Source organism: Streptosporangium becharense, from assembly GCF_014204985.1.
Lineage (GTDB): Bacteria > Actinomycetota > Actinomycetes > Streptosporangiales > Streptosporangiaceae > Streptosporangium > Streptosporangium becharense.
Window position 1 is genome coordinate 3,237,972 of record NZ_JACHMP010000001.1, and the last position, 23,293, is coordinate 3,261,264.

26 protein-coding genes, 1 tRNA gene and 2 pseudogenes are annotated in these 23,293 nt (G+C 69.1%); 10 read left to right on the forward strand and 19 right to left on the reverse strand.

The genetic code is table 11. The features are described from left to right. Positions 1–15: 15 nt before the first annotated feature. The 7 genes from F4562_RS13895 to F4562_RS13920 form a co-directional block, all read right to left on the reverse strand. Positions 16–414, reverse strand: coding sequence for a DUF4395 domain-containing protein (locus F4562_RS13895; protein ID WP_184537907.1), 399 nt, complete (start codon positions 412–414; stop codon positions 16–18). Positions 415–476: 62 nt separating this feature from the next. Then, positions 477–590, reverse strand: coding sequence for a putative leader peptide (locus F4562_RS36315; RefSeq protein WP_311733811.1), 114 nt, complete (start codon positions 588–590; stop codon positions 477–479). Between the two features lie 61 nt (positions 591–651). Then, positions 652–1,008: a TlpA family protein disulfide reductase gene (locus F4562_RS13900; RefSeq protein ID WP_221206287.1), complete on the reverse strand. Its 357-nt coding sequence runs from the start codon at positions 1,006–1,008 to the stop codon at positions 652–654. A gap of 342 nt (positions 1,009–1,350) precedes the next feature. Beyond that, on the reverse strand, positions 1,351–2,166 hold the full coding sequence (locus tag F4562_RS13905; RefSeq protein ID WP_184537903.1) for an anti-sigma factor family protein: 816 nt from the start codon (positions 2,164–2,166) through the stop codon (positions 1,351–1,353). After that, positions 2,163–2,675, reverse strand: a complete 513-nt coding sequence (locus F4562_RS13910; RefSeq protein ID WP_184537901.1) for a sigma-70 family RNA polymerase sigma factor — start codon at positions 2,673–2,675, stop codon at positions 2,163–2,165. Before F4562_RS13910 ends, F4562_RS13905 begins: the two co-directional genes overlap by 4 nt. A 48-nt stretch (positions 2,676–2,723) precedes the next feature. After that, a complete protein-coding gene (locus F4562_RS13915; RefSeq protein ID WP_184537899.1) occupies positions 2,724–3,404 on the reverse strand; it encodes an LmeA family phospholipid-binding protein in 681 nt (226 codons plus the stop codon). Positions 3,405–3,656: 252 nt separating this feature from the next. Next, the gene (locus F4562_RS13920; protein WP_184537897.1) at positions 3,657–3,908 is read right to left on the reverse strand and encodes a MoaD/ThiS family protein; all 252 of its coding nucleotides are present in this window, start codon (positions 3,906–3,908) and stop codon (positions 3,657–3,659) included. A 207-nt stretch (positions 3,909–4,115) separates the two neighbouring features. Here F4562_RS13920 and F4562_RS13925 point away from each other — a divergent pair, with 207 nt between their 5' ends. Further along, complete coding sequence (locus F4562_RS13925) at positions 4,116–4,829, forward strand: response regulator transcription factor (protein ID WP_184537896.1); 714 nt, start codon at positions 4,116–4,118, stop codon at positions 4,827–4,829. A gap of 254 nt (positions 4,830–5,083) precedes the next feature. Here the strand turns inward: F4562_RS13925 and F4562_RS13930 are convergent, their stop codons facing one another. Then, on the reverse strand, positions 5,084–6,880 hold the full coding sequence (locus F4562_RS13930) for a bifunctional metallophosphatase/5'-nucleotidase (RefSeq protein ID WP_246473428.1): 1,797 nt from the start codon (positions 6,878–6,880) through the stop codon (positions 5,084–5,086). A 131-nt stretch (positions 6,881–7,011) separates the two neighbouring features. Between F4562_RS13930 and mshD the strand changes: the two are divergent. Together mshD and F4562_RS36795 are read left to right on the forward strand one after the other, a co-directional pair. Continuing rightward, positions 7,012–7,647 (forward strand): annotated as a pseudogene (gene mshD / locus F4562_RS36790) (mycothiol synthase); the annotation flags it as partial. A gap of 120 nt (positions 7,648–7,767) precedes the next feature. Then, positions 7,768–8,040 (forward strand): annotated as a pseudogene (locus F4562_RS36795) (GNAT family N-acetyltransferase); the annotation flags it as partial. Positions 8,041–8,117: 77 nt separating this feature from the next. On the opposite strand, the gene F4562_RS13940 reads toward F4562_RS36795, so the two are convergent. The 3 genes from F4562_RS13940 to dcd form a co-directional block, all read right to left on the reverse strand. Then, positions 8,118–9,122, reverse strand: a complete 1,005-nt coding sequence (locus F4562_RS13940) for an inorganic phosphate transporter (RefSeq protein WP_184537892.1) — start codon at positions 9,120–9,122, stop codon at positions 8,118–8,120. Further along, complete coding sequence (locus F4562_RS13945; RefSeq protein WP_030924556.1) at positions 9,123–9,740, reverse strand: DUF47 domain-containing protein; 618 nt, start codon at positions 9,738–9,740, stop codon at positions 9,123–9,125. A gap of 636 nt (positions 9,741–10,376) precedes the next feature. Then, positions 10,377–10,952, reverse strand: a complete 576-nt coding sequence (gene dcd / locus F4562_RS13950; protein ID WP_184537890.1) for a dCTP deaminase — start codon at positions 10,950–10,952, stop codon at positions 10,377–10,379. A 107-nt stretch (positions 10,953–11,059) separates the two neighbouring features. Between dcd and F4562_RS13955 the strand changes: the two genes are divergently transcribed. Beyond that, positions 11,060–11,133 (forward strand) — tRNA-Gly (locus F4562_RS13955). A 100-nt stretch (positions 11,134–11,233) separates the two neighbouring features. On the opposite strand, the gene F4562_RS13960 is transcribed toward F4562_RS13955, so the two are convergent. Both F4562_RS13960 and F4562_RS13965 read right to left on the reverse strand, forming a co-directional pair. Continuing rightward, a complete protein-coding gene (locus F4562_RS13960; RefSeq protein WP_184537888.1) occupies positions 11,234–11,533 on the reverse strand; it encodes a helix-turn-helix domain-containing protein in 300 nt (99 codons plus the stop codon). A gap of 5 nt (positions 11,534–11,538) precedes the next feature. Beyond that, positions 11,539–11,883 carry a type II toxin-antitoxin system RelE/ParE family toxin gene (locus tag F4562_RS13965; RefSeq protein ID WP_184537886.1) on the reverse strand — a complete coding sequence of 115 codons (345 nt, stop codon included), beginning with the start codon at positions 11,881–11,883 and terminating at the stop codon, positions 11,539–11,541. Positions 11,884–12,331: 448 nt separating this feature from the next. Here F4562_RS13965 and F4562_RS13970 point away from each other — a divergent pair, with 448 nt between their 5' ends. Together F4562_RS13970 and F4562_RS13975 are read left to right on the forward strand one after the other, a co-directional pair. Continuing rightward, the gene (locus tag F4562_RS13970; protein WP_311733810.1) at positions 12,332–12,664 is read left to right on the forward strand and encodes a DUF6980 family protein; all 333 of its coding nucleotides are present in this window, start codon (positions 12,332–12,334) and stop codon (positions 12,662–12,664) included. 552 nt (positions 12,665–13,216) lie between these two features. Continuing rightward, positions 13,217–16,327 (forward strand): ATP-binding protein, encoded by a 3,111-nt coding sequence (locus F4562_RS13975; protein ID WP_184537884.1) that lies wholly within the window; start codon positions 13,217–13,219, stop codon positions 16,325–16,327. 6 nt (positions 16,328–16,333) lie between these two features. Here the strand turns inward: F4562_RS13975 and F4562_RS13980 are convergent, their stop codons facing one another. From F4562_RS13980 to F4562_RS13995, 4 genes are all read right to left on the reverse strand, one after another. Continuing rightward, positions 16,334–17,230 (reverse strand): ABC transporter permease, encoded by an 897-nt coding sequence (locus tag F4562_RS13980; RefSeq protein ID WP_184537882.1) that lies wholly within the window; start codon positions 17,228–17,230, stop codon positions 16,334–16,336. Then, complete coding sequence (locus F4562_RS13985) at positions 17,227–18,198, reverse strand: ATP-binding cassette domain-containing protein (RefSeq protein WP_184537880.1); 972 nt, start codon at positions 18,196–18,198, stop codon at positions 17,227–17,229. Before F4562_RS13985 ends, F4562_RS13980 begins: the two co-directional genes overlap by 4 nt. A gap of 400 nt (positions 18,199–18,598) precedes the next feature. Next, positions 18,599–18,898, reverse strand: a complete 300-nt coding sequence (locus tag F4562_RS13990) for a helix-turn-helix domain-containing protein (protein WP_184537877.1) — start codon at positions 18,896–18,898, stop codon at positions 18,599–18,601. Positions 18,899–18,903: 5 nt separating this feature from the next. Further along, positions 18,904–19,248 (reverse strand): type II toxin-antitoxin system RelE/ParE family toxin, encoded by a 345-nt coding sequence (locus tag F4562_RS13995; protein ID WP_184537875.1) that lies wholly within the window; start codon positions 19,246–19,248, stop codon positions 18,904–18,906. 136 nt (positions 19,249–19,384) lie between these two features. On the opposite strand from F4562_RS13995, the gene F4562_RS14000 reads away from it, so the two are divergent. Beyond that, positions 19,385–19,747: a type II toxin-antitoxin system RelE/ParE family toxin gene (locus F4562_RS14000; protein WP_184537873.1), complete on the forward strand. Its 363-nt coding sequence runs from the start codon at positions 19,385–19,387 to the stop codon at positions 19,745–19,747. Beyond that, entirely contained in the window at positions 19,747–20,070 is a 324-nt protein-coding gene (locus F4562_RS14005; RefSeq protein WP_184537871.1) for a helix-turn-helix domain-containing protein, read from the forward strand. Before F4562_RS14000 ends, F4562_RS14005 begins: the two co-directional genes overlap by 1 nt. Before the next feature lie 280 nt (positions 20,071–20,350). Here F4562_RS14005 and F4562_RS14010 read toward each other — a convergent pair whose 3' ends face one another. Next, on the reverse strand, positions 20,351–20,962 hold the full coding sequence (locus F4562_RS14010; protein WP_184537869.1) for a hypothetical protein: 612 nt from the start codon (positions 20,960–20,962) through the stop codon (positions 20,351–20,353). A 211-nt stretch (positions 20,963–21,173) separates the two neighbouring features. After that, on the reverse strand, positions 21,174–22,046 hold the full coding sequence (locus F4562_RS14015; protein WP_184537868.1) for a DUF1963 domain-containing protein: 873 nt from the start codon (positions 22,044–22,046) through the stop codon (positions 21,174–21,176). A gap of 332 nt (positions 22,047–22,378) precedes the next feature. Between F4562_RS14015 and F4562_RS35825 the strand changes: the two genes are divergently transcribed. Then, positions 22,379–22,501 (forward strand): hypothetical protein, encoded by a 123-nt coding sequence (locus F4562_RS35825; RefSeq protein ID WP_260315723.1) that lies wholly within the window; start codon positions 22,379–22,381, stop codon positions 22,499–22,501. 484 nt (positions 22,502–22,985) lie between these two features. Continuing rightward, the gene (locus F4562_RS14020) at positions 22,986–23,276 is read left to right on the forward strand and encodes a hypothetical protein (protein WP_184537866.1); all 291 of its coding nucleotides are present in this window, start codon (positions 22,986–22,988) and stop codon (positions 23,274–23,276) included. The last annotated feature ends 17 nt before the right edge of the window (positions 23,277–23,293 follow it).

Sequence of the window (23,293 nt, forward strand, 5' to 3'; positions counted from 1 at the left end):
TCGGATCCTCCAGGATCATCTTGCGGCGGGTAGTAGACGGCGAGCGATCAGGTACATCTCGCAGCCGAGGCAGAAGCCGAACGCGGCGTTGAGGAAGGCGGCGAAGAGCGCCGCCGCGGTGGCGCCGAGGGCCAGCGGCGTTGTCTGTGTCACGTATCCGACCAAGCCCACCAGGGCGAAGACGAGGCCGACCCCCTGCGCGAAGCGCGGCGGGGTGGCGTCCTCCGTTTCCCTGAGAGGGCTCTTCACTATCCCTTTGAAAATCATCCCGTACGGTGAGGCGCCGAAGACGCCGAGCGCGAAGACCGCGGCCTGCAGGGCCAGCAGCCACGTGCCGCCGGTGACCAGGACGATCGCGAGAGCGACGGTGGTCACGCTCGCGCCGAAGCGCAGAGCTCTGGGATCGGCTTGCATCGCGTGATGCTCCTGAAGGGTTGTGCAGATCGGTGCGGCCCGGGGCCGCTTGAGATCGCCCTTTAGGAAGCGCGACAGAGCGCGGTGGTCACGCGGCAGAAGTCGACCGCGCGCCGCTTGGTGAGCAGCTCTGTCGTGGAGTTCATGTCGATGACATTACCCCGGCGTTCCGTCATCTGTCACATCCCTGTCCAGTTTCTGAGACGGCAACGCTCACGAACCGGTAGGGTGCCCGGCTCACTCTCCGACCGCCTGGCCGAGGGCTCCGATCACGTCGGCCTTCCTGGGCTGGCCGGAGGCACGACGGACCACCCGCCCCGACGCGTCGAGGACGAGGACCGTGGGGGTCCGCAGGATGTTCAGCGTCCGGACGAGGTCGAGCCGCGCCTCCGCGTCGATCTCCACGTGCGCCACCCCCGGCACCATCGCCGCCACCTCGCCGAGGACCCGCCGGGTCGCCCGGCACGGCTGGCAGAAGGCGCTGGAGAACTGCACGAGCGTGGCCCGCTCGCCGAGCTCGGCCTGGATGTCGCCGGACGTGAGCCGCTCCACGTCACCCCTCACCTCGCGCGGCACCCCGCCACGCCACCGCATCACCACGCCGACGAGCGTGGCCAGGGCGAGCGTGACGAGCACCACCGTCGAACCGGTCACGGACCACGACAACGCGCGTCCCCCGCCTCGCCATTCCCCGCCCTGCCGGTGACGGCGCCGGTGGCGGTACCGACGCCGAAGCCGGTGGCGGTGGCGGTGGCGGAGCCGACACCGGAGCCGACGCCGGCGCCGCGGTGCCGATGCCGCGCCCCTCACAAGGACGTCACGGCACCGGCCCGCGACCGGCCGCCCGTACCTCCGGGCGGACGTCACGACACCGGCCGCCCGCCCCCCGGGCACCGGCGTCACCTGCCCCGCCCGCACTCCCGGGCGGCACCGGCGTCACCTGACCGGGACGGTCAGCAGCACCCGGCCGCCGGCAGTGGTGATCTCGAAGGACGCGATGCCGTCGGGCGGGATCGTCGTGGTCCCGGTGAAGGCCCCGGACGCGTCGTAGGCGGCCCGGTCCACGGTCCAGTTCCCGGCCGTCTCCCGAGACCCGTCGGTCCCGACCACGACCAGCCGGCAGCGGGTGCCCTTGGCGACGCCGGAGAGCACGACCTTGACCGTGGTCGCCCCCTGGCCGGGGAAGGCGGTCACCGTCGCGCGGACCCTGCCTGTGCCGTCGCTCCCCTTGTACACGGGCGGGGCGTCGAGCATCAGCTGCGGATCCTCCCCGGCCTCCTTGCCGGCCCTGGCCCCCGCCGACGGCGCCAGCGGCGACGGCGGCGACGGCGCCGCCTCGGTCGACAGCGCGCTGTTCCCTTCCTGGCCACCCCCGTCCATGGCGGGGGAGGCGGCCGTCGAGAGGGAACCCTGGTCGGATCGGACGACGGTCCACACGACGCCGCCGCCCAGCCCGAGCAGCGCGACCGAGGCGGCCAGGGAGAGCATCAGCCGGGTCACCCGGCGCCGTCTGGTCCTGGCGTCGAGCAGCAGCCGGTCGAGCACCGCCGCGGGCGGGCTCACCGCCTGCGCCACATCGTCCTCCGACACCCGCCCGAGGAACGCGGTGACCCCGCTCAGCTCCTCAAGCTCCGCCCGGCAGCCGGCGCACTCAGCGAGATGCGCCTCGACGAGCACCCGCTCCTCCGGGTCGAGCGCGCCGAGCGCGTAGACGCCGAGCGACATCCGCGTTTCGTCACAGGTCATCATCATGGCGCGAGCCCCCGCTCCTCCAGCGCCAGCTTGAGCGCCCGCAGGGCGTAATACGTGCGCGACTTCACCGTTCCGGCGGGGATGCCGAGCGCCTCGGCGGCCTCCTTGACCGACTTCCCCTGGTAGTACACCTCGGCGAGCACCTCACGGTGCTCCGGGCGGAGCGTGGCCAACGCCTCGGCGACGGCCCACGACTCCACGGCCCGCTCCAGTTCGTCGTCGGCGGGCACCACGGCGAGCGCCTCGTCCCCGGTCTCCGGGGGACGTGACCTGCGCGCCCGGTGCTGGTCGACGACGAGGTTGCGGGCCACCGTGAACAACCACGCGCGGATGGAGCGGCCGGCGAGCGCGTCCGGATGGCGCCAGGCCCGCAGCAGCGTCTCCTGCACGACATCCTCCGCTCTCCCCGGGTCCCCCGTCAGCCGCAGGACGTAGCCGTAGAGTGGCCCGCCGTGTTCGTCGAAGAGCGCTCTGACAAGCTGCTCGTCTGCGGTTCCGGCTTGGCTCACATCCTCACGACGTATGAAGGGGCGGGTCGGTTCAGACACGGGACCGGGTCAACTCCGGAGCGGGACGTCCGTGGCCTCGCCCGAGATCCTGACGCCGCCGGCGACGGGCCGCACGTCGGTCACCTTGAGGTCGAACGGCAGGTTCTTGATCGGGATGCGGTAGGCGATGAACCGCTCGGGCTGCGGCACGGACACGCCGCCGTTCAGCTTCACGTCCTCGGGGACGAACTGCAGGCCGCCTTCGACGATCTCGGCCCGCATGGTCGCCTTCACCGGCACCTTCCGCCCCAGCACGGTGATCTCCCCGGTGACGTTGAGCCTCCCGCCGTCGACGCTGATCTCGATCCCCTGCGGCGCCCGCTCGTTGAGCGTCTCGACCGGGACCACCACCGCGCCGCTCACCCGCCCGGCCCGCATGTCGAGCCGCTGGGGATTCAGCACCAGGTCCTCCAGCGGCGCGACGACGTCGTGGAGCGTGAAGTCGACGCTCGACAGCCGGATGCCGGCCACGGTCATCGGCCCGGCGTCGACCTTGACCTCCTCGTAGCGGCCGCTGATCGCCTGGGTCAGGAACGGGATGCCCTCGATGGTCACCTCGGGCGAGGCTTCGAGGTCGTACTTGGCCGTGGCACGCGTGGCGATCTCGCGCTGGGCTCCGGTGACGGCGACCCGGTCGAGGACCGCGACGAAAATGAGAAGCAGGATCAGAAAAGCGATCAGCTTGCGCATCTGACTCCCTGGTCGCAGACCGGCTCGGAGGGCGGAACCACGCGCGGCACATCCCCCGGCAATCTTGTCCGAAACGCCGCCGGGACGGTAGCACCCGGCCGGACACAACGTGTGCCCCGCGGTGTGCCCCGCGGCAGGCGGGCACGGTTCCGGCGCAGACGGGCACGGGTTCCGCCGCGGACAGCCCGGTGCCCGTACCGGAGCCGGCCGGGAGAGCCGGTCCGGAGAGTCCGCCGGGAGAACGCGAAGAGGTCACCCGCCCGCGAAGGGAGGGAGCACCTCGATCGTCGCGCCGTCCGGGAGGACGACGCTGTCGTGCGGGCGCCTGCCCACCGGGTCGCCGTTCACCAGGAACGACGACCGGCGCGCCACCTGCGCGAGCTTCTCGCGACCCGATGTGATTTTGGTCATCAACTCCGCGAGAGTGGCCGCCTCGAAGGACTCCTCGGCGACCCCCGCCGCGTCCTTGGCCGCCGCCCAGTAGCGGATGAGGCCTGTTGCCATCTGTGAACCAGCTCCCCAGACACACGTACGGTCATCTTCCGGTTACGGCGAATCAGCCGGGGAAACGAGTGTTCACCAGGTGGACACTCCCCGGCCCTTTCTCCCCTGTGGGTTATCCTCACCTATTACGGGACCTGGGCGACGTAGCCCCCGGGTCCTTACGTGTTTGTACGGCTTGTCGCCGGCATGACGCGGGAAGGAGGCATCGTGAGCAATCTGTTGCTGCTCACCAACGCCCTTGAGCCCTCCACCGAGGTGCTCCCGGCGCTGGGGTTGCTGCTGCACTCGGTCCGGGTCGCGCCTGCGGAGGCGTCCGCCCTGATCGACGCCCCGCCCGCGGACGCGATCCTGGTGGACGCGCGCCGCGAGCTTGTCCAGGCGAAGAGCCTGTGCCGGCTGCTGCGCACCACCGGTGTCGCCTGCCCCCTCGTGGTGGTCGTCACCGAGGGCGGGCTCGCCGGACTGACCGCCGAGTGGGGGGTCGACGACGTCATCCTCGACAGCGCCGGTCCCGCGGAGGTCGAGGCGCGGCTGCGGATGGCGGTCGGCCGGCTCAACCTGTCCGCCGCCGAGGAGGCGCCCGACGAGATCCGCAACGGCGACCTCTCGATCGACGAGGCCACCTACACGGCGCGGTTGCGCGGTCGCGCGCTGGACCTGACGTTCAAGGAGTTCGAGCTTCTCAAGTATCTGGCACAGCACCCCGGCCGGGTCTTCACCCGTGCCCAGCTGCTCCAGGAGGTCTGGGGATACGACTACTTCGGCGGCACGAGGACGGTCGACGTCCACGTCCGCCGGCTCCGGGCCAAGCTCGGCGCCGAGTACGAGGCGTTGATCGGCACCGTGCGCAACGTCGGCTACCGTTTCGTGCCCGAGCGCGGCAACGAGGGTTCCGAGGAGCGCGAGCCCGCCCGCCGCTGACCTGCCCGTCCCGCCCGGAACGTCCCGTCCCGGCTGGAGAGCCGCGGAACGTCCCGTCCCCGGACGGGAGAGCCGCGGGAAGTCCCGGGGAGCCCCGGACTGCCTCGTCCCGCTCGGTGGACGCCGGTGGAGACGTGCCCGGAGCGCGTCCGCGACGACGCGCGGGCAGAACGAACGAAGGCCCACCGGATCCGTCCGGTGGGCCTTCGTCGTCCGTCGTGTGCCGGGTCGTGGGGCGATGGTGTCGCCGCGTCCTACGGGACGACGGTGATGTGGTTGGGGACCGGCGGCGTGACCGACGGGTTCGCCGCGAAGTAGGCGGCGAAGGCGTCGATGTCGAGCGGCCCGCTCCACAGGTCGGTGCCGTCCCTGAAGGCCAGGAAGGCGTCACCGCCGCCGACGAGGAAGTTGTTCGCGGCGACCCTGATGCTCTGGGTGTCGGTCACGGCGACACCGTCGATCTTCATGTCGGAGACCTTGGATCCCCACGGCGCGCTCGTGCTGTAGGTGTAGGTGAAGTTCGACGACGGCTGCAGGATCTTGGTGAAGGCCTGGTTGTTCGGCCCGCCGGTGAACTGCTGCTCCAGGACCGTCTTGAGCTGGGCACCGGTGAGGGTCACCACCTGCGTCAGGTTGTTGAACGGCTGCACCGTGAACGCCTCGCCGTACGTCACCACGCCGTCGCCCTCACCCGCCGGTGAGCTCGGGTAGGTGAGACCGGTGCGCACGCCGCCCGGGTTCATCAGGGCGATCTGCGCGTTGCCCCCGGCCTTGGTCGCGGCGAGCTGGGCGTCGGCGATGAGGTTGCCGAGCGGGGACTCGCCGGAGGCGGACGCGGTGTTGGGGATCTCCGCGGTGATCTTGCCGATCGGCTTGTTGGCCACCGACGCGACGCGGTCCTTCCACGTCTGGACGAACGTGGAGATCTCCGGGTCCGGGGTGACGGTCCGGGTCACGACCTGGTTGTCGGCCACGACCGAGGAGCGGACGACGTCACGGGTCTTGACGTTCACCCGGAAGTCGACCTTGGTGATCACCCGGCCGAACGACCCGCCCTGGCTGTAGAGACGGGTTCCGCCCTTGGGGTCGGTCACCGTGCACAGGTACGCCTGGTGCGAGTGACCGCTGAGGATCATGTCGACCTCGGCGTCGACCTGCGTGGCGATCCGGTTGCCCGCACCCGGCTGGGCGGCGCAGGCGTCGGGTGACTGGTTCGGGGTGACCTGGTCGCCCTCGTGCACCAGCACGACCTGAGCCCTGACGCCGACGATCTTGAGTAGCTTGGAGGCGACATTGGCCGCCTTCACCTCGTCGATGAACTCCAGGTCCTTGATGCCCTCGGAGGTGACGATGCCCGGGGTGCTCTGGGTGACGAGGCCGATGAAGCCGATCGGCACGCCGTTCATCCAGCGGATGGCGACCGGGGGCAGCGCCGGGATGCCGTAGTCCTTCAGCAGGGCACGCAGCGCACCGGGGTTCTTCCCGCCCAGGGCGTCCAGCGCCTGCTGCTCGGCGGCCCGCGACGGCCGCTTGAAGATGACGTTCGCGCCGAGGTAGCTGAAGTCGGCACCCTTCCACTCACCGGCGGGCGAGCAGCCGTCCACCGGGTGGCAGCCGCCGTTCATGATCCGCTTCAGCTCGGCGTAGCCCTCGTCGAACTCGTGGTTGCCCACGGCCGAGGCGGTGACGCCGACCTTGCCGAGGAACTCCACCGACGGCTCGTCGTGGAAGGCGGCGGAGATCAGGGGGGTGGCGCCGATCAGGTCACCCTGGGCGACCTTCAGGGTGTTGCGGTCCGACAGTTGCTTGAGGTGGGTCGCCGCGTAGGCGGCGCCACCCGCCTCGACGGTGGCGCCGGTCTCGTCCACCATGCGGCCGGAGGAGCCGGTCGGCGGTTCGAGGTTGCCGTGGAAGTCGTTGAGGGAGAGCAGGCGGACCGGCACCGTCTTCGCGGGAACATTCCCCGCCTCGGCCGGCCCCATCGCGAGGACGCATCCGGCCCCGGCGAGAACGCCCGCCATGGCCAACCGCTGGAAGGAGCGAGACATCATGGACCACGACACTAAATGGATGGTCTATGCAAAGAATGTCTATGAGGTAACGATTCCCCTGACTGGTAAATGGCGCCTTTTGCCAGTCCCCGGTGAATGCCGAAGCCACGGCCCCGCCTAGAGTCCAGAGCATGAACGTGCGCGTGGAACACCGGGGACGCCTCGGGGAACGACAGGTGTCCGACGTCCTCAAGGTGGTGGAGGCCGCCACCGGGTCCGACGGCGTCAGGCCGCTCAACGAACACGTGATGCTGCACCTGCGCTACGGCGGTGACGAGCGCGCCAGGGCCGTGCTCCTGTACGCCGGGGACGACCTCGCGGGTTACGCGCACGTGGACCCGACCGACCCCGTCGAGGGGCCGAGCGGTGAGCTGGTGATCCACCCGGCGTTCCGGCGGCGCGGATACGGACGGCGACTGCTGGAGGCCGTACTCGACCAGACCGGCGGGCGCCTGCGGCTGTGGGCCCACGGCGGCCACCCGGGCGCCGAGGCCATCGCCGCGTCCACGGGATTCACCAAGGCCAGGTCCCTGTGGCAGATGCGCCGCTCCCTGCTCTCCCCGATCCCCGGCTACGGGTTCCCCGAGGGAGTGCGGTTGCGCACGTTCCGGCCCGGGACCGCCGACGAGGACGCCTGGGTGGCGCTGAACGCCAGGGCCTTCGCCTACCACCCCGAGCAGGGAGCCTGGACCGTCGACGACCTGAAGCGCCGCGAGCGGGAACCCTGGTTCGACCCGGCCGGTTTCTTCCTCGCCGTACGTCCGGGCGGGACGACGGAGGCGGACGGGACGGAGAGCGTTCCCGGCCCGGACGAGGCGGAGAAGGCCACCGGCTCGAATGAGGCGGGAAACGCTCCCGGGCCGAACCGCCCGGCCGGGGCGGACGGCGATCGGCTGGCGGGGTTCCACTGGACCAAGGTGCACGGGGACGGCGAGCACGCGCACGAACCGATCGGCGAGGTCTACGTGGTCGGCGTCGACCCCGCCGAACAGGGCGGCGGACTGGGCAGGTCGCTCACCCTGGCGGGCCTGGACCATCTGCGTTCCCGGGGGCTGGCCCAGGTGATGCTGTACGTGGACGAGAGCAACACCGCGGCGATCCGCCTCTATGAGGGGCTCGGCTTCACCCGGTGGGACATCGACGTGATGTACCAGAAGTAGACGAAGGGCCGGGGAACGCCGACCGGCGTTCCCCGGCCCTTCACCGGTTCGCCGGTCGCCCGGCGTCGTTTCCCCGGCTACTCGACCATCCAGTGGAGCAGGAAGTAGGACAGCGCGGCGACGATCGCCGCGGCCGGGATCGTGAGGATCCAGGCGGTCACGATGTTGCCCGCCACGCCCCAGCGCACGGCCGACAGGCGCTTGGTGGCGCCGACGCCCATGATGGCGCTGGTGATGGTGTGGGTGGTGGAGATGGGGGCTCCGAACCCGATCGCGGCGGTGTACAGCACGGCCGCCGCGGCGCTCTCCGCGGCGAACCCCTGCGGGGGGTCGAGCGCGATGATCCGCCGGCCGAGCGTCCGCATGATCCGCCAGCCACCCGCGTAGGTGCCGAGCGAGATGGCTGTGGCAGCGGCGAGGATGACCCACTGCGGGATCGGGTCCCCGTCGTGCTGGTAGCCGCCGACCACCAGGGCAAGGAAGATCACACCCATGGTCTTCTGCGCGTCCTGCAGCCCGTGTCCCAGCGCCATGGCCGCCGCGGAGACGGTCTGCGCGTGCCGGAAGCCCCGGTTGGTCTTGCCGGGCTGGGAGCGGCGGAACGCCCACAGAATGGCGATCATGATGAGCCCGGCGAGGGTGAACCCGATCACCGGTGACAGGATCATCGGGATGACGACCTTGTCCACGACCCCGTCCCAGTGGACGTTGCTCGCCGAGGCCAGCGCCGAGCCGATCAGGCCGCCGATCAGCGCGTGACTGCTGGAGGAGGGCAGACCGAAGTACCAGGTGACCATGTTCCAGGTGATCGCGCCGATCAGACCGGCACCCACGATGACCAGGCCGTGTGTCCCCTGGGGAGCGTCGATGATGCCCTTGCCGACGGTCGCCGCCACCTGCGTGCCGAGGTGGGCGCCCAGGAAGTTCATCGCCGCGGCCATGAACAGGGCGGCCCTCGGTGTCAGCGCACGCGTCGAGACCGAGGTCGCGATCGCGTTCGCGGCGTCGTGGAAGCCGTTGGTGTAGTCGAACACCAGCGCCACGACCACCACGCCGATGACGAGTGCGAGCGTGAGGTCCACTTAGCTTTCCTTGACCGCGATCGACTCGATCGTGTTGGCCACGTGCTCGAAGGCGTCGGCGGCCATCTCGAGCTGGTCGATGACCTCCTTCATCTTCAGGACGGTCAACGCGTCGTACTCACCGCCGAAGAGCTTCGCCAGGAGACGGCGGTAGACCTGGTCGGCCTGGTTCTCCAGCCGGTTGATCTCGATCCAGTACTCGTTCAGGTTCTTCATGGAGCGCAGCCGGGGCATGGCCTCGGCGGTGAGCTCGGCGGCACGTTCCAGGACCTCGACCTGCCGCACGACCTCCTTGGGAAGGTGGTCGATCTGGTAAAGGACGATGAGGTCGGCGGCGGCCTCCATGTAGTCCATCACGTCGTCGAGATTCGAGGCGAGACGGTAGATGTCCTCGCGATCGAAGGGCGTGATGAAGCTTTCGTTGAGCCTGTTCATGATCGCGTGAGTACGCTCGTCACCGGCGTGCTCGCACGCCCGCATCTTCTCGGCCAGGGCTTCCCTGTCCGATCCGTCACTGATGATCTCGACCAGCAGACGGGACGCTGTGACGAGGTTGTTCGCCGAGTCGGCGAACAAGTCGTAGTAGCTGTCCTCACTAGGCGTGAGACGCAGGCGCACGTCGTTCTCCAGATGTGCGGGGATGGTCCGCAGAGAAGGGTACGGGTTACCAGCGGAAATGCGAACTTCACCCGCTAGACACACGCCCTTCCTGCTGTGGCTACCCGGAACGCGCCGGGCGACACGCAGGCCGAGGGGTCTTGAGGGCATCTTTCCGATGACCGTTTTGCTGGTTTTCGGGCACATTATGCCTAACTCAGGTCACGCCAAGGACTCTCCGCCCCAGCGTGTCGCCCGAGGTGATCTTCACGCCTCTCCCGAAGCCCCGCTTCCGCCACTTCCAGCATGGAATCCACCGAGGCCAGCCACGACCGGCCGCCCTCATGGACAATCAGGGTGATATCCATCACGGAACCCCACTAAACCGCATTCCGGTTTGGCGTAACACTCCGACCCCACTTACTGATCGACAACCCGGCATCCCCGTGCCCCGCGGTCTTCCCGCCGCGTTGCGGACTCTCTCCCGCGGCTCCCTCACCGGCCTCGCCGCGCTGACGGCCGCCGGGTCGATGGGGTGATGGGTCGACAGGTCGGCGGAGTGGACGGGCCGGTGAGGTGATGGGGCGGCGCGGTAGTGGGTCGCCGCACCGACGAGCCGCTGCACTGACGAGCCGGCGGGGCGACGCCGCCGGGCCGTCAGATGGGCGTCCGGTGAAAGTTCAGATACGACCGGCTCGGCGTCGGCCCCCGCTGCCCCTGGTAGCGCGAACCGTACTTCTCGGATCCGTAGGGATGCTCGGCGGGCGAGCTCAACCGGAAGAGGCAGAGCTGCCCGATCTTCATCCCGGGCCACAGCTTGATCGGCAGCGTCGCGACGTTGGAGAGCTCCAGCGTGACGTGCCCGCTGAACCCCGGATCGATGAACCCGGCCGTCGAGTGCGTCAACAGGCCCAACCTGCCCAGCGAGCTCTTGCCCTCCAGCCGGGAGGCGATGTCGTCGGGAAGGGTCACGACCTCGTACGTGCTCGCCAGCACGAACTCCCCCGGATGCAGGATGAACGGCTCGTCGTTGTCGGGCTCGACCATCCGGGTGAGGTCGGGCTGCTCCACCGACGGATCGATGTGCGGGTAGCGGTGGTTCTCGAAGACTCTGAAATAACGGTCCAGCCGCACGTCGATGCTGGACGGTTGGATCATCACCGGGTCGAAGGGGTCGATCCTCACCCTCCCGGACTCGATCTCGGCGGCGATGTCACGATCGGAAAGCAGCACGTGAGGCAACCTACCAACGCCGCACACCCGGAAAGCCGAGAATCTTGCTCCCATAGATGACCAGAGTCATCCGAGTATCCGCTACAGTAGTGACGCGGCACGCCGCTGCGGGTGTAGTTCAATGGCAGAACATCAGCTTCCCAAGCTGACAGCGCGGGTTCGATTCCCGTCACCCGCTCCACGCATGAAGGCCCAGGTCAGGGGTGGATTCTCGACCCGGGCCTTGATCGTTTCTGGCGTGGCTTCGGCACTGTGCGAGGTCGAACGCCGCTCCGGTGAGATCAGCTCGCCTCCCGCAGCGGCTGGAACTGGACGCTCAGCCGCATCTCCAGAGCCTCCGCCAGCCGCTCCAGCATCGGGATGGTGGGCATCGTCCCGCCCGCTTCGAACCGCGCCACCGCCGGCTGCTTCAGTCCTGTGCGTTCGGCCAGCTCTGCCTGGGTCAGCCCGAGCTGCTCACGCCGCAGCCGCACCGCCTCGCCCAGCTCGAACCGGATCCTGGCCGCCTCGTATGCCACTCCCGCACCGGGGCGGCTCATGATCTCGGCCTTCTTGTCCGCCCAGGCTCTGCGCTCCCCCATGCCGCTCACTCCTCATCTGTGGTGTGAGCCTCAGCGATACACCGCTGCATGGCCCGCCACGCACGCTCGATCTCGGCGGACTCCCGCATCCGCTGCTTACGGAACACCGTCAGCATGATGATCCGCCTCCCCGGAGCGATCCAGTAGGTGATCCGTACCGCCTCCCGGTGCAGATGGAACCGCAACTCCCGCAGCTTGCCGCGGAGTTGACGAGTGTAGGGCTCGTCGAGCAGGACACCACGCTCGGCCAGCAGCTCGACGTAGAACGCCGCTGTCTCCTGGTCCTCCTGATCAAGCGTGTCGAACCACTTATCGACCTCCGGCTCCAGTTCCACCTCTCCCCAGTTCATAACACGGACGTTATAGCGAGAGCAAGAGCCGCGTCCCGAGAACGTGAAACCGAGCTTCTCTGGCGACCGGTCCTTCCCCATGGAAGCGTCTGCGGTCACGCGTGTGATCGTCGTGCCATTAGCGTGCCACTAACCAGGGTGACGAGGGGTCGACCATGGTTCACTCACGACCGGCCGAACGCCCGGCCCAGTCACCTCACCTGCCGTACTCGCTGCACTTCCCAAGCTGACAGCGCGGGTTCGATTCCCGTCACCCGCTCCACGCTCGAAGGCCCAGGTCATGGATCACTTTCCGACCCGGGCCTAAGTCACTTCCAGAGCTTTTCGCTCTTCTCGGGCCATTACCGGGCCATTGGCTCTCGTTCAGGCCAGTCACCGCAGCGCATGAACTCTCTTCCTGAGCCTCGTCCTCCCGGCGGCGGACCGCCTCAGGATTTAATCGAGTACCGTGCCGATCTTCTTCATGAGAGTCTTCCTCATGAGCGAGCACTGCTGTGAGTTGATGACCAGTCAAGTGATGTGGCACTGCGACGATCACGAGGATCCCTTCGAGTGTCCGGACGCTCTCGTGGGGTTCGACGTCAGGTTCCAGGAGTACGGCCTGATCATCCACGACGGCGGGGGTTCGGCCGCCCTCATCGCCTTCTGTCCTTGGTGCGGGAGCCGCCTGCCCACTTCCCAGCGTGATCGCTGGTTCGATGAGTTGGAGCAACGTGGAATCGACCCGTGGGGAGAGGAGATTCCTGCCGACTACGAGGATGGGTGTTGGCTGCGTTCATGACCTGGCCAGAGGAGCAGTCGGCTCTCGATCCCCCGGTCATCCCGCAGGCACCACCGTTCCGGCTGATCCGCCATCCTCATGATCTCCGAGTTTCCGATCGATCGCGTCCATGATCGACCGGTCGCCTCCCCGTACGGCGTGCCGGTAGATCATCGCGGCGCACGTCGTCGTGCCCCGTCCGGGCCATCAGGTCCTTGAGGCCCGCATCCGACTCGGCGGCGAGCATGTTGCCCGGGTGACGGAGATCATGGAAGTGGAGGCCGGGCAGGCCCATCTTCTTGACCACGTCCGCCCAGCGCGTGCGAGTGTCGGGGCCGTGGGGCGCGGGCTGCGTCCTGTGCGTCCACGCGGCCGGCTCCAGAGACTCGGGAGTCCGTACGCTCATGACCGCGCTCCTCTCCTTCGCAGCGTGTGCGGCGGAGGAGAGGAGCGTGAATATCTGATCCTGTTGGTCGGAGATCCATCCCGAGGTGCGTCCGTCGGTCGTGCTGTGCGCCTTGCGGCTCGAAGGCGGGAACGGGTGGACGGCTCGGTGAAGCCTAAACTTGGGCCATGCCGATCTACCTGAGCCTGCTCGACGGTGTGCGGTGGCGGGGGCAGCCGGTGGTCGGCGAGAGGGCTCAGGCGCTGCTCGCCGCCCTCGTGCTCACCGGCCGGACCGTGAACGCCGAGCGACTCGCCGCGGAGGTGTGGGGGGAGGACGAGCCGGCCAATCCGGCGAAGGCGCTGCAGGTCCTGGTGTCGCGGACCAGGTCGGTCGTGGGGTCGCAGGCACTGGCCACGGAAGGGGGCGGCTACCGGCTCGAGATTCCGCCCGACCGGGTCGACGTCGGCCGGCTGCGTGGTCTGGCGGGCCGGGCGCGGGCGCTGCTCGCCGAGGATCCGGCGGCGGCGGCCGAGGCTGCGAAGGAGGCGCTCGCGCTGGGCGCCGGGGCCCTGCCCCCCGAGGGCGGTGGCCCGCTGGCCGAGGTGCGCCGGCGTGCGGAACGCGACCTGGCGTCCGCGCGGGTCGTGCTCGCCCGGGCCCGGAGCCGGAGCGGCGACCACGACCCCGCCCTGCCCGGACTCCAGGAGGCCGCACACGTCCACCCCGAGGACGAAGGGCTGCTCGCCGACCTCCTGCGCAGCGAGGCGGCGGTGCGCGGGACGGGCGCCGCGCTGGATCGCTTCGAACGCTACCGAGCGGACCTGCGTGAGCGGATCGGCACCGACGTCGGCCCGGAGCTGCGGCGGGTCCACCGGGAGCTGCTGGCGCTCGACAGTCCCGTGCGTGCCGGCGTGCGGTTCGACACGACCCCGCTGCTCGGCCGCGACGACGACCTCCGGCGGGTGCGGGCGCTGCTCGCCGCGTCCCGGGTGGTCTCGATCCTCGGCCCGGGCGGACTCGGCAAGACCCGGCTCGCCCATGCCGTCGCCCGCGAGGCCCCGCAGCCGGTGGTGCACTTCGTCGAACTGGTCGGCGTGACCGCGTCCGAGGACCTGGTCGGTGAGGTCGGGTCGGCGCTCGGCGTCCGCGACTCGGTGACCGGGCGCCAAGCGCTCACCCCGCGGCAGCGCGCCGACGTCCGCGCCAGGATCGCCCAGCAGCTCGACCTGGCCCCGACGCTGCTGGTGCTCGACAACTGCGAGCACCTGGTGGAAGCGGTCGCCGACCTGGTCGCCTATCTGGCCGCGACCACGCGGGAACTGCGCGTCCTCACCACGACCCGCTCGCCGCTGGCGATCGCCGCCGAACGCGTCTACCCGCTGCCGCAGCTGGGAACCGGCGACGCCGTCGAGTTGTTCCGCGACCGCGCGACGGCGGCCCGGCCCGGTGTGCGCCTCGACGAGGAGGACGTGCGCGCCGTCGTGGCCCGCCTGGACGGCCTTCCGCTCGCGATCGAACTGGCCGCCGCGAAGGTGCGGGTGATGTCACCGGTCGAGATCGCCCGCCGGCTGGAGGACAGGTTCGCGCTGCTGCGCGGCGGCGACCGGAGCGCCCCCTCACGCCACCAGACGCTGCTGGCGGTGATCGACTGGTCCTGGAACCTGCTCGGCGAGCGGGAACGCCGGGCTCTGCGCCGCCTGTCGGCCTTCCCGGACGGCTTCACCCTCGACGCGGCGGAAGAGGTGCTCGGCGGTGACGCTCTCGGCGACGTCGGAGAGCTCGTGGAGCAGTCCCTGCTCACCGTCGTGGAGACGACAGACGGCGTCCGATACCGCATGCTCGAGACGGTGCGCGAGTTCGGCCGGATGCAGTTGGACGCGGCCGGTGAGACCGCCGAGGCACGGGCCGCCGTGCGCGTGTGGGCTGTCGGGTACGCCGACAGGCACGGCGTCCGGCTGCACTCGCCGGAGCAGATCGACGCGGTGGACCGGTTGCGTTCGGAGGAGACGAACCTCGCCGACATCCTGCGCGAGGCCCTCGCCGACCCCGACCCGGAAGCGGTGGTGGTGCTGTTCTCCGCGCTGGGCGGCTACTGGTCGATCCGCGGAGACCATCCACGCGGCATCGTCCTCACCCCGGCCGTCGCCGCCGCTCTGACCGGCTGGACGCCGCCGCCCCGGCTCCTCGACCGGACCCGGGTGGCCCTGAGCTTGGCGCTGCTCAGCACCGTCATCGTCCCCTCCGGAGAGATCGGGCCGCTGGCGCGGCTGCTGTCCGGGCTGGGCACCGACTCGGCGAACCCGGCCATCCGGGCGACGATGACCGTGCTGCTCACCACGGTGTCGGACTCCGAGAACGGCTACGACGAACTGATCGCCGATCCCGACCCGCTGATCCGCAGAACCGCGCTGCGCTGGCTGAGCCACGGCCGGGAGAACGCCGGCGACCCGGCCGGCGCGATCGAAGCGGCCCGAGCCGCCCTCCGGCTCACCGACGACGACGGCGGCCCCTGGCACCGGGCGGTGCTGCACGCCCAGCTGGCCGGCCTGTACGCGCAGTCCGGCGACTCCGCGTCGGCCGCCGGGCACGCCGCCGAGGCGCTCCCGGTGCTCGAACGTCTTGGAGCGGCGGACGACGCCGCTCAGATCCGCGCCGTCCTCGCGATGGCGGCGCTCGTCGAGGGCCGCCGCGACGAGGCCGCGCGGATGATCGACGACCTGGAGACGCTCACCTCTCAGGGCACCTACGCCGAGGTCCTGGCGGTCGCCGTCGGCAGAGCCCAGCTGGCCCTCGTCGACGGCGACGTCGCCGAAGGACTGCGGCGGCACCGCGAGGCCGCCGAGGCTCTCCGGAACCTGCGTGCCCCGGGCACGCCGGACGGTTCCACACCGTGGACTCTCGTGGGCGAGGCCGTCGCGCTCTCGGCGTTCGCGCAGTACGGCGAGGGCGACGACGGCGCGGACCTCTTCGAGCCGCTGCGGGCCAAGGTCCTGACCGTGCTCGGCCCGGACCACACGTTCATGGACTACCCGGTGGTGGGGATGATTCTCGCCGGGCTGGGCATCTGGGACCTGCTGAAGGGAGTGCCGCCCGCCGAGGACGCGGTCCGGCTGCTCGTGCTCGCCGACCGGTTCGCCTACAACCGGTTCGCCCCGACGATGCAGTGGCCGGTGCTGTCCGCGCACGCCGAACGGGTCGCCTCCGGCGTCATGTCCCTCATCGAGGCCGAATACGGCCGGCGGCGTGGCCCCGATCTGCTGGCCGAGGCCCGCGCCGTCCTGGAGCGGGTGGCCTGACACCGTCTACATCTTCCGGGAGTACGAGCGGACCGCCAGCGGGGCGAACACCGCGACGACGACCGCGCAGCCGATGACCGCCCAGCCGACCTCGGCCGTCACGGTCCCGTCGTTGAACAGGTCGCGCACGGCGGAGACGACGTGCGACACCGGGTTGACCTTCACGAACGCCTCCAGCCAGCCGGGCAGCGTCTCGGCGGGGACGAAGGCGTTGGACAGGAAGGTGAGCGGGAACATGATCATCATCGAGATGCCCTGGACGCTCTGCGCCGAACGCGCCATCGTGCCCAGCCAGGTGAAGATCCACGCCAGCGACCAGCCCGCGAACACGGTGAGTGCGACACCGCCGATGCAGCCGAGTACGCCGCCACCAGGGCGGTAACCGATGAGCAGGCCGGTGACGAGCGTCAGCACCGACGCGATGCCGTAGCGGATCAGGTCGGCGATCATCGGGCCTGCCAGGGGGGCGATCCTTGCGATCGGCAGGGACTTGAAGCGGTCGAAGACCCCCTTGTCCATGTCTTCACGCAGCTGCACGCCTGTCGCCATGCAGACCGTCAAGGCCGTCTGGGCGAGGATGCCGGGGATCAGCACCGGGAGGTAGTCCGCCACGCTGCCGGAGATCGCGCCGCCGAAGATGAAGGCGAACATCGCCGTGAACAGCAGGGGCTGGATGAGGACGTCGAAGAACTGCTCGGGCTTGCGGCGCATCTTCTTCAGGGCTCGCCATGCCATCGCCAGGGTCTGGACCCAGGCCTCCCTGAGCGAGCTGCGGAACGTGGTGCGGGCGACCACGGCGGACGGATCGATGCGCCGGGGGGCGGAGTCGGGCGGGGTCGTCGGGGTCGTCGGGGTCGTCGGGGTCGTCGGGGTCGTCGGGGTCGTGGTGCTCACGGTGGTCATCGGGCCGCCTCCATCAGGGATTCGTCGTCGGCGCCGTGGCCGGTCAGCGCCAGGAAGACCTCGTCCAGCGTCGGCTTGGCGACGCTCACCGAGGAGATGCCGAGGCCTGCTTCCCGCAGGCCGATCAGGACGTCCGCGGCCCGGTCGGGGTCGGGGAGGGGGATGTTCATGCGTCCTGACTCCGGGGTCAGGACCGGGTCCTCGCCCAGCAGCCGGCGGACGACGTCCGCGGCCAGGGCGGTGTCGGAGCCGTCCGCGAGGCGGAGCTGCAGGGTCGAGTCACCGACCTGGGTCTTCAGGGCGTCGGGGGTGTCCTCGGCGACCTTCCGGCCTCGGTCGATCACGGCCACACGGTCGGCCAGCTGGTCGGCTTCGTCCAGGTACTGGGTGGTGAGGAGGATCGTGGAGCCGTCGGTGACCAGCTCACGGATGGTGTCCCACATCTGGCCTCGGGTTCTCGGGTCGAGGCCGGTGGTGGGCTCGTCCAGGAAGATCAACGGTGGGCGGGTGATCAGGCTTGCTGCGAGGTCTAGACGGCGGCGCATGCCGCCGCTGAACTGGGACAGGGGACGGTCGGCCGCCTCCTGGAGGCCGAAGCGTTCGAGCAGGCCGCCGGCGATGGTCTTGGCCCGGGTACCGGTCAGGCCCTGCAGGCGGGCGAACAGCCAGAGGTTCTCCCGGGCGGTCAGATCCTCGTCCACCGAGGCGTACTGGCCGGTGACGCCCACCAGCTGCCGGATGCGGTGAGGTTCCCGCCGGACGTCGACGCCGAAGATCTCCGCGTGGCCGCCGTCGATCGGGATCAGGGTGGCGAGCATTCGGAGCATGGTGGTCTTGCCTGCCCCGTTGGGGCCCAGAACCCCGAAGATCTCGCCTTGCCGTACGTGAAGGTCGATTCCGTCCACGGCTCGGAAGTCTCCGAAGTCCTTGACCAGGCTGTCGGCCCGGACGGCACTGAGGTCCGCCATGACGCGTCTCCTCTCTGCGCCGGGTACCTCCCGGCGTCCGAGGAGAGTTTCCGCGTCATCGGCTTCGTCGCGGCTTCACCCTGGTTTCACCCCTGACCTGGCGGTTTCATCGGATCCGGTGTCCTGCTCCGCCGCCGTTGGGCCACTACCGGGCCGTTACCGGGCCGTCGGCCGGGGTGACGAGGGGTCGGCCGCGGTCACCCACGACCGGTCGAACGCCCAGGTCGGCCGCCTTACCAGGCGTGATCCACGCACTTCCCGGACTGACGGCGCGGGCTCGGCTCCCGTCGTCCACCCCACGTACGAAGGCCCGAGTCACGGACGGGAATCCAGACCCGGGTCTTGGCCGTTCCCAGCACTGCTTTGGTGGCTCGCAAGTCCGAACATCGCTCCGGTGAGATCAGCTCGTCTCGCGTAGCGGTTGGAACTGAACGCTCAGCCGCATCTCCAGGGCCTCCGCGAGTCGTTCCAGCATCGGAATGGTCGGCATCGTGCCTCCCGCTTCGAATAGCGCCACCGCCGGCTGCTTCAGCCCTGTGCGCTCGGCCAGCTCGGCCTGAGTCAGCCCTAGTTCCTCACAGCGCAGCCGTACCGCTTCACCCAGTTCGAACCGGATCCTGGCCGCTTCATATGCCGCTCCCGCACCGGGACGGCTCATGATGTCAGCCTTCTCGTCGGCCCACGTCCTGCTCTCGCCCATTCCGCTCACTCCTCATCTGCGGTGTGGGCCTCAACGATGCACCGCTGCATGGCCCGCCATGCACGCTCGATTTCAGCAGACTCGTGCATCCGCTGCTCATGGAACGCCGTCAGCAGGATGATCCGCCTGCACGGCGCGACCCAGCAGGTGATCCGTACCACCTCCCGATGGAGATGGAGCCGCAAGTCGCGCAGCTTGCCACGGAGCTGACGGGTATAGGGCTCACCGAGCAGAACACCGCGCTCGGCCAGCAGATCGACGTGGAACGCCGCCGTTTCCCGGTCTTCCTGATCGAGCGTGTCGAACCACTCATCGACCTCTGACTCCAGTTCCACCTCTCCCCAGCTCATAACACGGACGTTATAGCGAGAGCAAGAGCCCGCCTCGGGACTGCGATCCCGGGGTGAACATTGATCGTTTTTGAAATCTGAGACTGGTTTTCTCGTTCACGCTGGCTTACCATCGAAGATATATACCATCGATGGTATGTTCGATATCGCGTTGGAGCCCGAGGTGGAAGCGTGGTTGGCGGAGTTGCCGCTCGGGCGGTTCCAGCGTGTGATGGCGAAGGTGGACCGGTATCTCGTGGAGAGAGGCGGTCTGCCGGACGGTGATCACGTCAAGTGTCTGCGCGATGGTGTCAGCGAGTTGAGGTTGCCCCTCGGGGAACGGTCCTGGCGGATCACGTTCTGGAAGCCCGGGGGCGGGGCGCTCATTCTGCTCACAGTGTTTGCCAAGACCCGCAACGGGCCGCAGCATGATGACGTGGACCGTGCGGTCAAGGCGAAGAAGACTTGCCAGCTCGAACATGACATGACCATCACCCATGTGTTCGACAGGAGGTCGTGATGACCGGACACAGTAGTTGGAAGACGCTGAAGGCCAAGCGGCTTCTGGAAGTGGAGGCCGACGAGCACCCTGAGTACACGCGAGCCGTTCGGGACATGGATCTGGGGGACAGACTTCGTGAGGTTCGTACGGCGAGGAACCTGACTCAGGCCGAGGTCGCCAGGCGGGCGGGGATCTCCCAGCCGGCTCTGTCACGTATTGAGCTGGGTGGTGGAGTGCCGACACTGGAGATGCTTGACCGGATCGGCAGGGCGATGGGTGTTCGGTTCACCATCTCCGTGGGAGACGACCAGGCAGAACAGATCGATCTCCTGGCCGGTTAGCCGACTGCGACGAGCAGGTGATCGTTGCATCAACCTGCGGATCTCCCGGAATTCGGGTCGGGTCGAACCCTTACCCGAAAAACACCCTTGGGCTGAGATGACAGGACTTTTCCAAGGTCCCGTCCGTCCGAGGTCGGAAAGCACCTTCGTTGATGTCTACCAGGTTCCCCGGCCCGCTGCCCGCTTCCCCTGCGGGCGGGACGCATCGCATCTCCGCCTACGGGTGTCTTCGACCAGCGCCCCTGACGCGCCGCGGCTTCTCCGGTGTCCGCACCCCCGGCTACTCGTCGGCTCCCTGCTCACCTGACGTCATCGAAGCCCACACCATGGTCACCCCGCAGATTCCCGGCTCGGGTCGCAGCATCGCGCAAGGCCCGCACATGCACCGCTCGCACGCCTCGGCATGGCGGGCGAGCTCGTCGGGGTCGAGATCGGCGATCGGGAGGTGTTTGTCGTCGCCGTACAACCCCTTCTCATCGACGGACCACACTTCACCACGCAACGTGACGTAAGATCCGTCGTTCGCGAGGAGCCCGTCGAGCGCGGGCCGCTCGCTGACGATCTCCAGCCCGTGCTGCCCGGCCAACTGGACGAAACGGTCCCAGTCGGCGGCGAAGGCAAGCTGGAGCCAGTGCACCCAGATGTTGGACGAGACCGCGCAGCAGCCCGCGAAGTCAGGGAACATCCATCGCAGCCAGTCGCCGTCGACACCCCACCCGCCCAGGTCCTTCTCATGCGGAATAGCTTCCGACAGGTAGGAATATGCCGTTTCGTACGCCGGTGATCCCGTGTACATGTCGAGGAAGTCGCGTGCGGCTTCCCAGATCGCCGCGTGCAGCACGGCGCGGTCGCCGTCACCCGAGACCTGAAGCGAGATTCCGGTGCTTCCCATGCCCGGGAACCGTACGCGACCGGATCGACAGGAAATCGGAGCCGTCGGCCGGTCATTTCCAGGCGGTCACCCCCAGCTTCCCGGTGTTGCCGATGTCGATGTGCGCCGGCACGATCTGCGGTCTCTCCCCGGTGGCCGGGGCGATCTCCAGGTAGGAGCCGGTCACCGCGGTCTCCGCCGGCATCGTCGAGGAACAGTCCGAGGCCGTGCCTCATGTCCACTGGCTGAGGTAATCCACCGGCCGCTCAGGGCATTCCAGGCAGGTGAACAGGTGGAGTGACCCGACGCCACCGGGCATGAGACCGGCCGGGTTCTGGATCTCGGGGGCGATCCGCCGCTCGAACGACCGGCGTTCTTCCACGGGAGCCCATCTCTTCCCGCTCTCGCCGTCCAGCTCCCGGCCGGCGATCGTCAGCAGGTGCGTCATCCCGTGGCCCCTGCCGCACGTGAGCTCTTCCGGCTCCCGGATCCAGCGCACCCAGCCTCCCACCTTGCTCCCGGGCGCCGTCGAGAGATGCGGGAGATAACCCCAGCCGTCGGAACCGGGGACGCCCTCCTCCCACTCCCGGATCCGGACCCTGAGTTCGCGAGGAAGCACCCAGGTCATCGGATACTCCTCCACGCGCTCGGGCGACAGCACGCAGGGCTCGGGGAGGTAGGACTTCTCGCTGTCGGGGGCCGGCTCGGGCGCCGCGGCAGGACGGTCCACGGCCGTTGTCGCCCTGCGCCAGCGTACGACGGGGTGCGGCTCGCAGAAGGGCTGATGATCGACCGGACACCACAGCATCTGGAGGGTGTCGGTGTCGTCGGGGAAGGGCAGCTCGGGGACGTCGCGGGCGAGAAGCTGAAGGATCGGGACCAGCGGAAGCGGCCCCCATCCTCCTGAGAGATCATGGGTCTGGGGCACGGGACAGACGGGCCAGGGCTCGTCGGCGGGCCACAGCAACGGCCCGCCGAGGGAGCTGTCCGTGGCGGACGGCGTTCCGCGACGCGGGTGCAGCCGGACGGTGGTCCTGCGCCAGTCCGCCAGCTCGGGAAAGACCGCCGCCATGTCGAACGGCGCCGGGGGTGTCGTCAGCCCCATGTCATCACTCCGATCACCACATCCGATCACCACAGACGACGTCGCGACGGCGCCCCCTGGGCCGGGGCCGCCGGAACGACTACCGGCCCACCGCACCGTCGACTCGCTGACGAGGCGGGTCGGCGTGGCGTTGTGCCTGGCGTACTCCTCGATCATGCGCGTCCCGGCGTGACGTGCTCGTCACCTCGGGCGGGCGGGTCGGCCCGCGGGCCGGTGTCGAGATCAGGGGACATGCCCGTAATCTTCACCCAATCCCAATGCATCCACTACAGATATCTCTCACCAAGCGGCCGGTATTCCGGAATCGGATAACCACCACCGTCTACGCCGTCATGGCCAGCCGGGGCAGGGCCCCGTTCGTCTACACCCAGGACGGCTACGTTGCCGGTGTGCTCACCGGCAAGGCGAAGCAGATGCCCCGGAAGGTCTGCGGCATCTCCGAGGTGTGCGGCTGACGCACCGATCCGAGCGGCTGGGGAACCGCCGGCGCGGTGAGCCCGGCGGGTTCCTCGGACGCATCCCGAAGGTACGTTCCTCGCACCGGCCGTTGAAAGCCCGTTTCCCTCGCGCACACCCCGAAAAGCTCGACCGGCTCGCGCGTTCCCGCCCGGACTCGCCGCCCTTTCCATACCGGCGCCTCCGGTACGGCCCGCCTCGCTCCCCGTACCGGCGCCTCCGGTACGGCCCGCCTCGCTCCCCGTACCGGAGGCGCTGGTACGGCCCCGTCGAGACCGGGTGACGGTGGCCCGGCCGGAGACCGGGCTTTCCGCAACCCTGACCTTCCATTAGGAGGAGGAAGGTCGACAATTCCGGACCCGAAAATCTAGCGTGATGACAAATCCGGATTCATGAGATACCTCGGCTTGCTCTTCATGCACCGCGGCCGAGCGAAATCCGAAACCCCTGCGATCAGAATTCTCCGCCAGAAAGGGGTTGAGCATGCCCGGACAACTATTCGCCGCCGGCACTCTCGCGGCCTCGATGTTCGTCGCGCCGATCGCCACGACCGCGGTTTCTCTCGCCGCGCCGGCCATGGCGGCCTCGTCGGTCGCCGTGGTCGCCGGTGGGGACACCTACCAGGCGGTCAACGCGGCACCGGCCGACTGGAGGAAGGGACCGCGCTTCTCCACCAAGTCGAAGTGCCAGTCCTACGGCCACGACCAGCACCATGACCGGTGGAACTGCCGCAAGAGCAAGGGCTCCTGGTACTACTGGTACTGGCGTTCCTGAGCGGAGCCGCCGGTCCA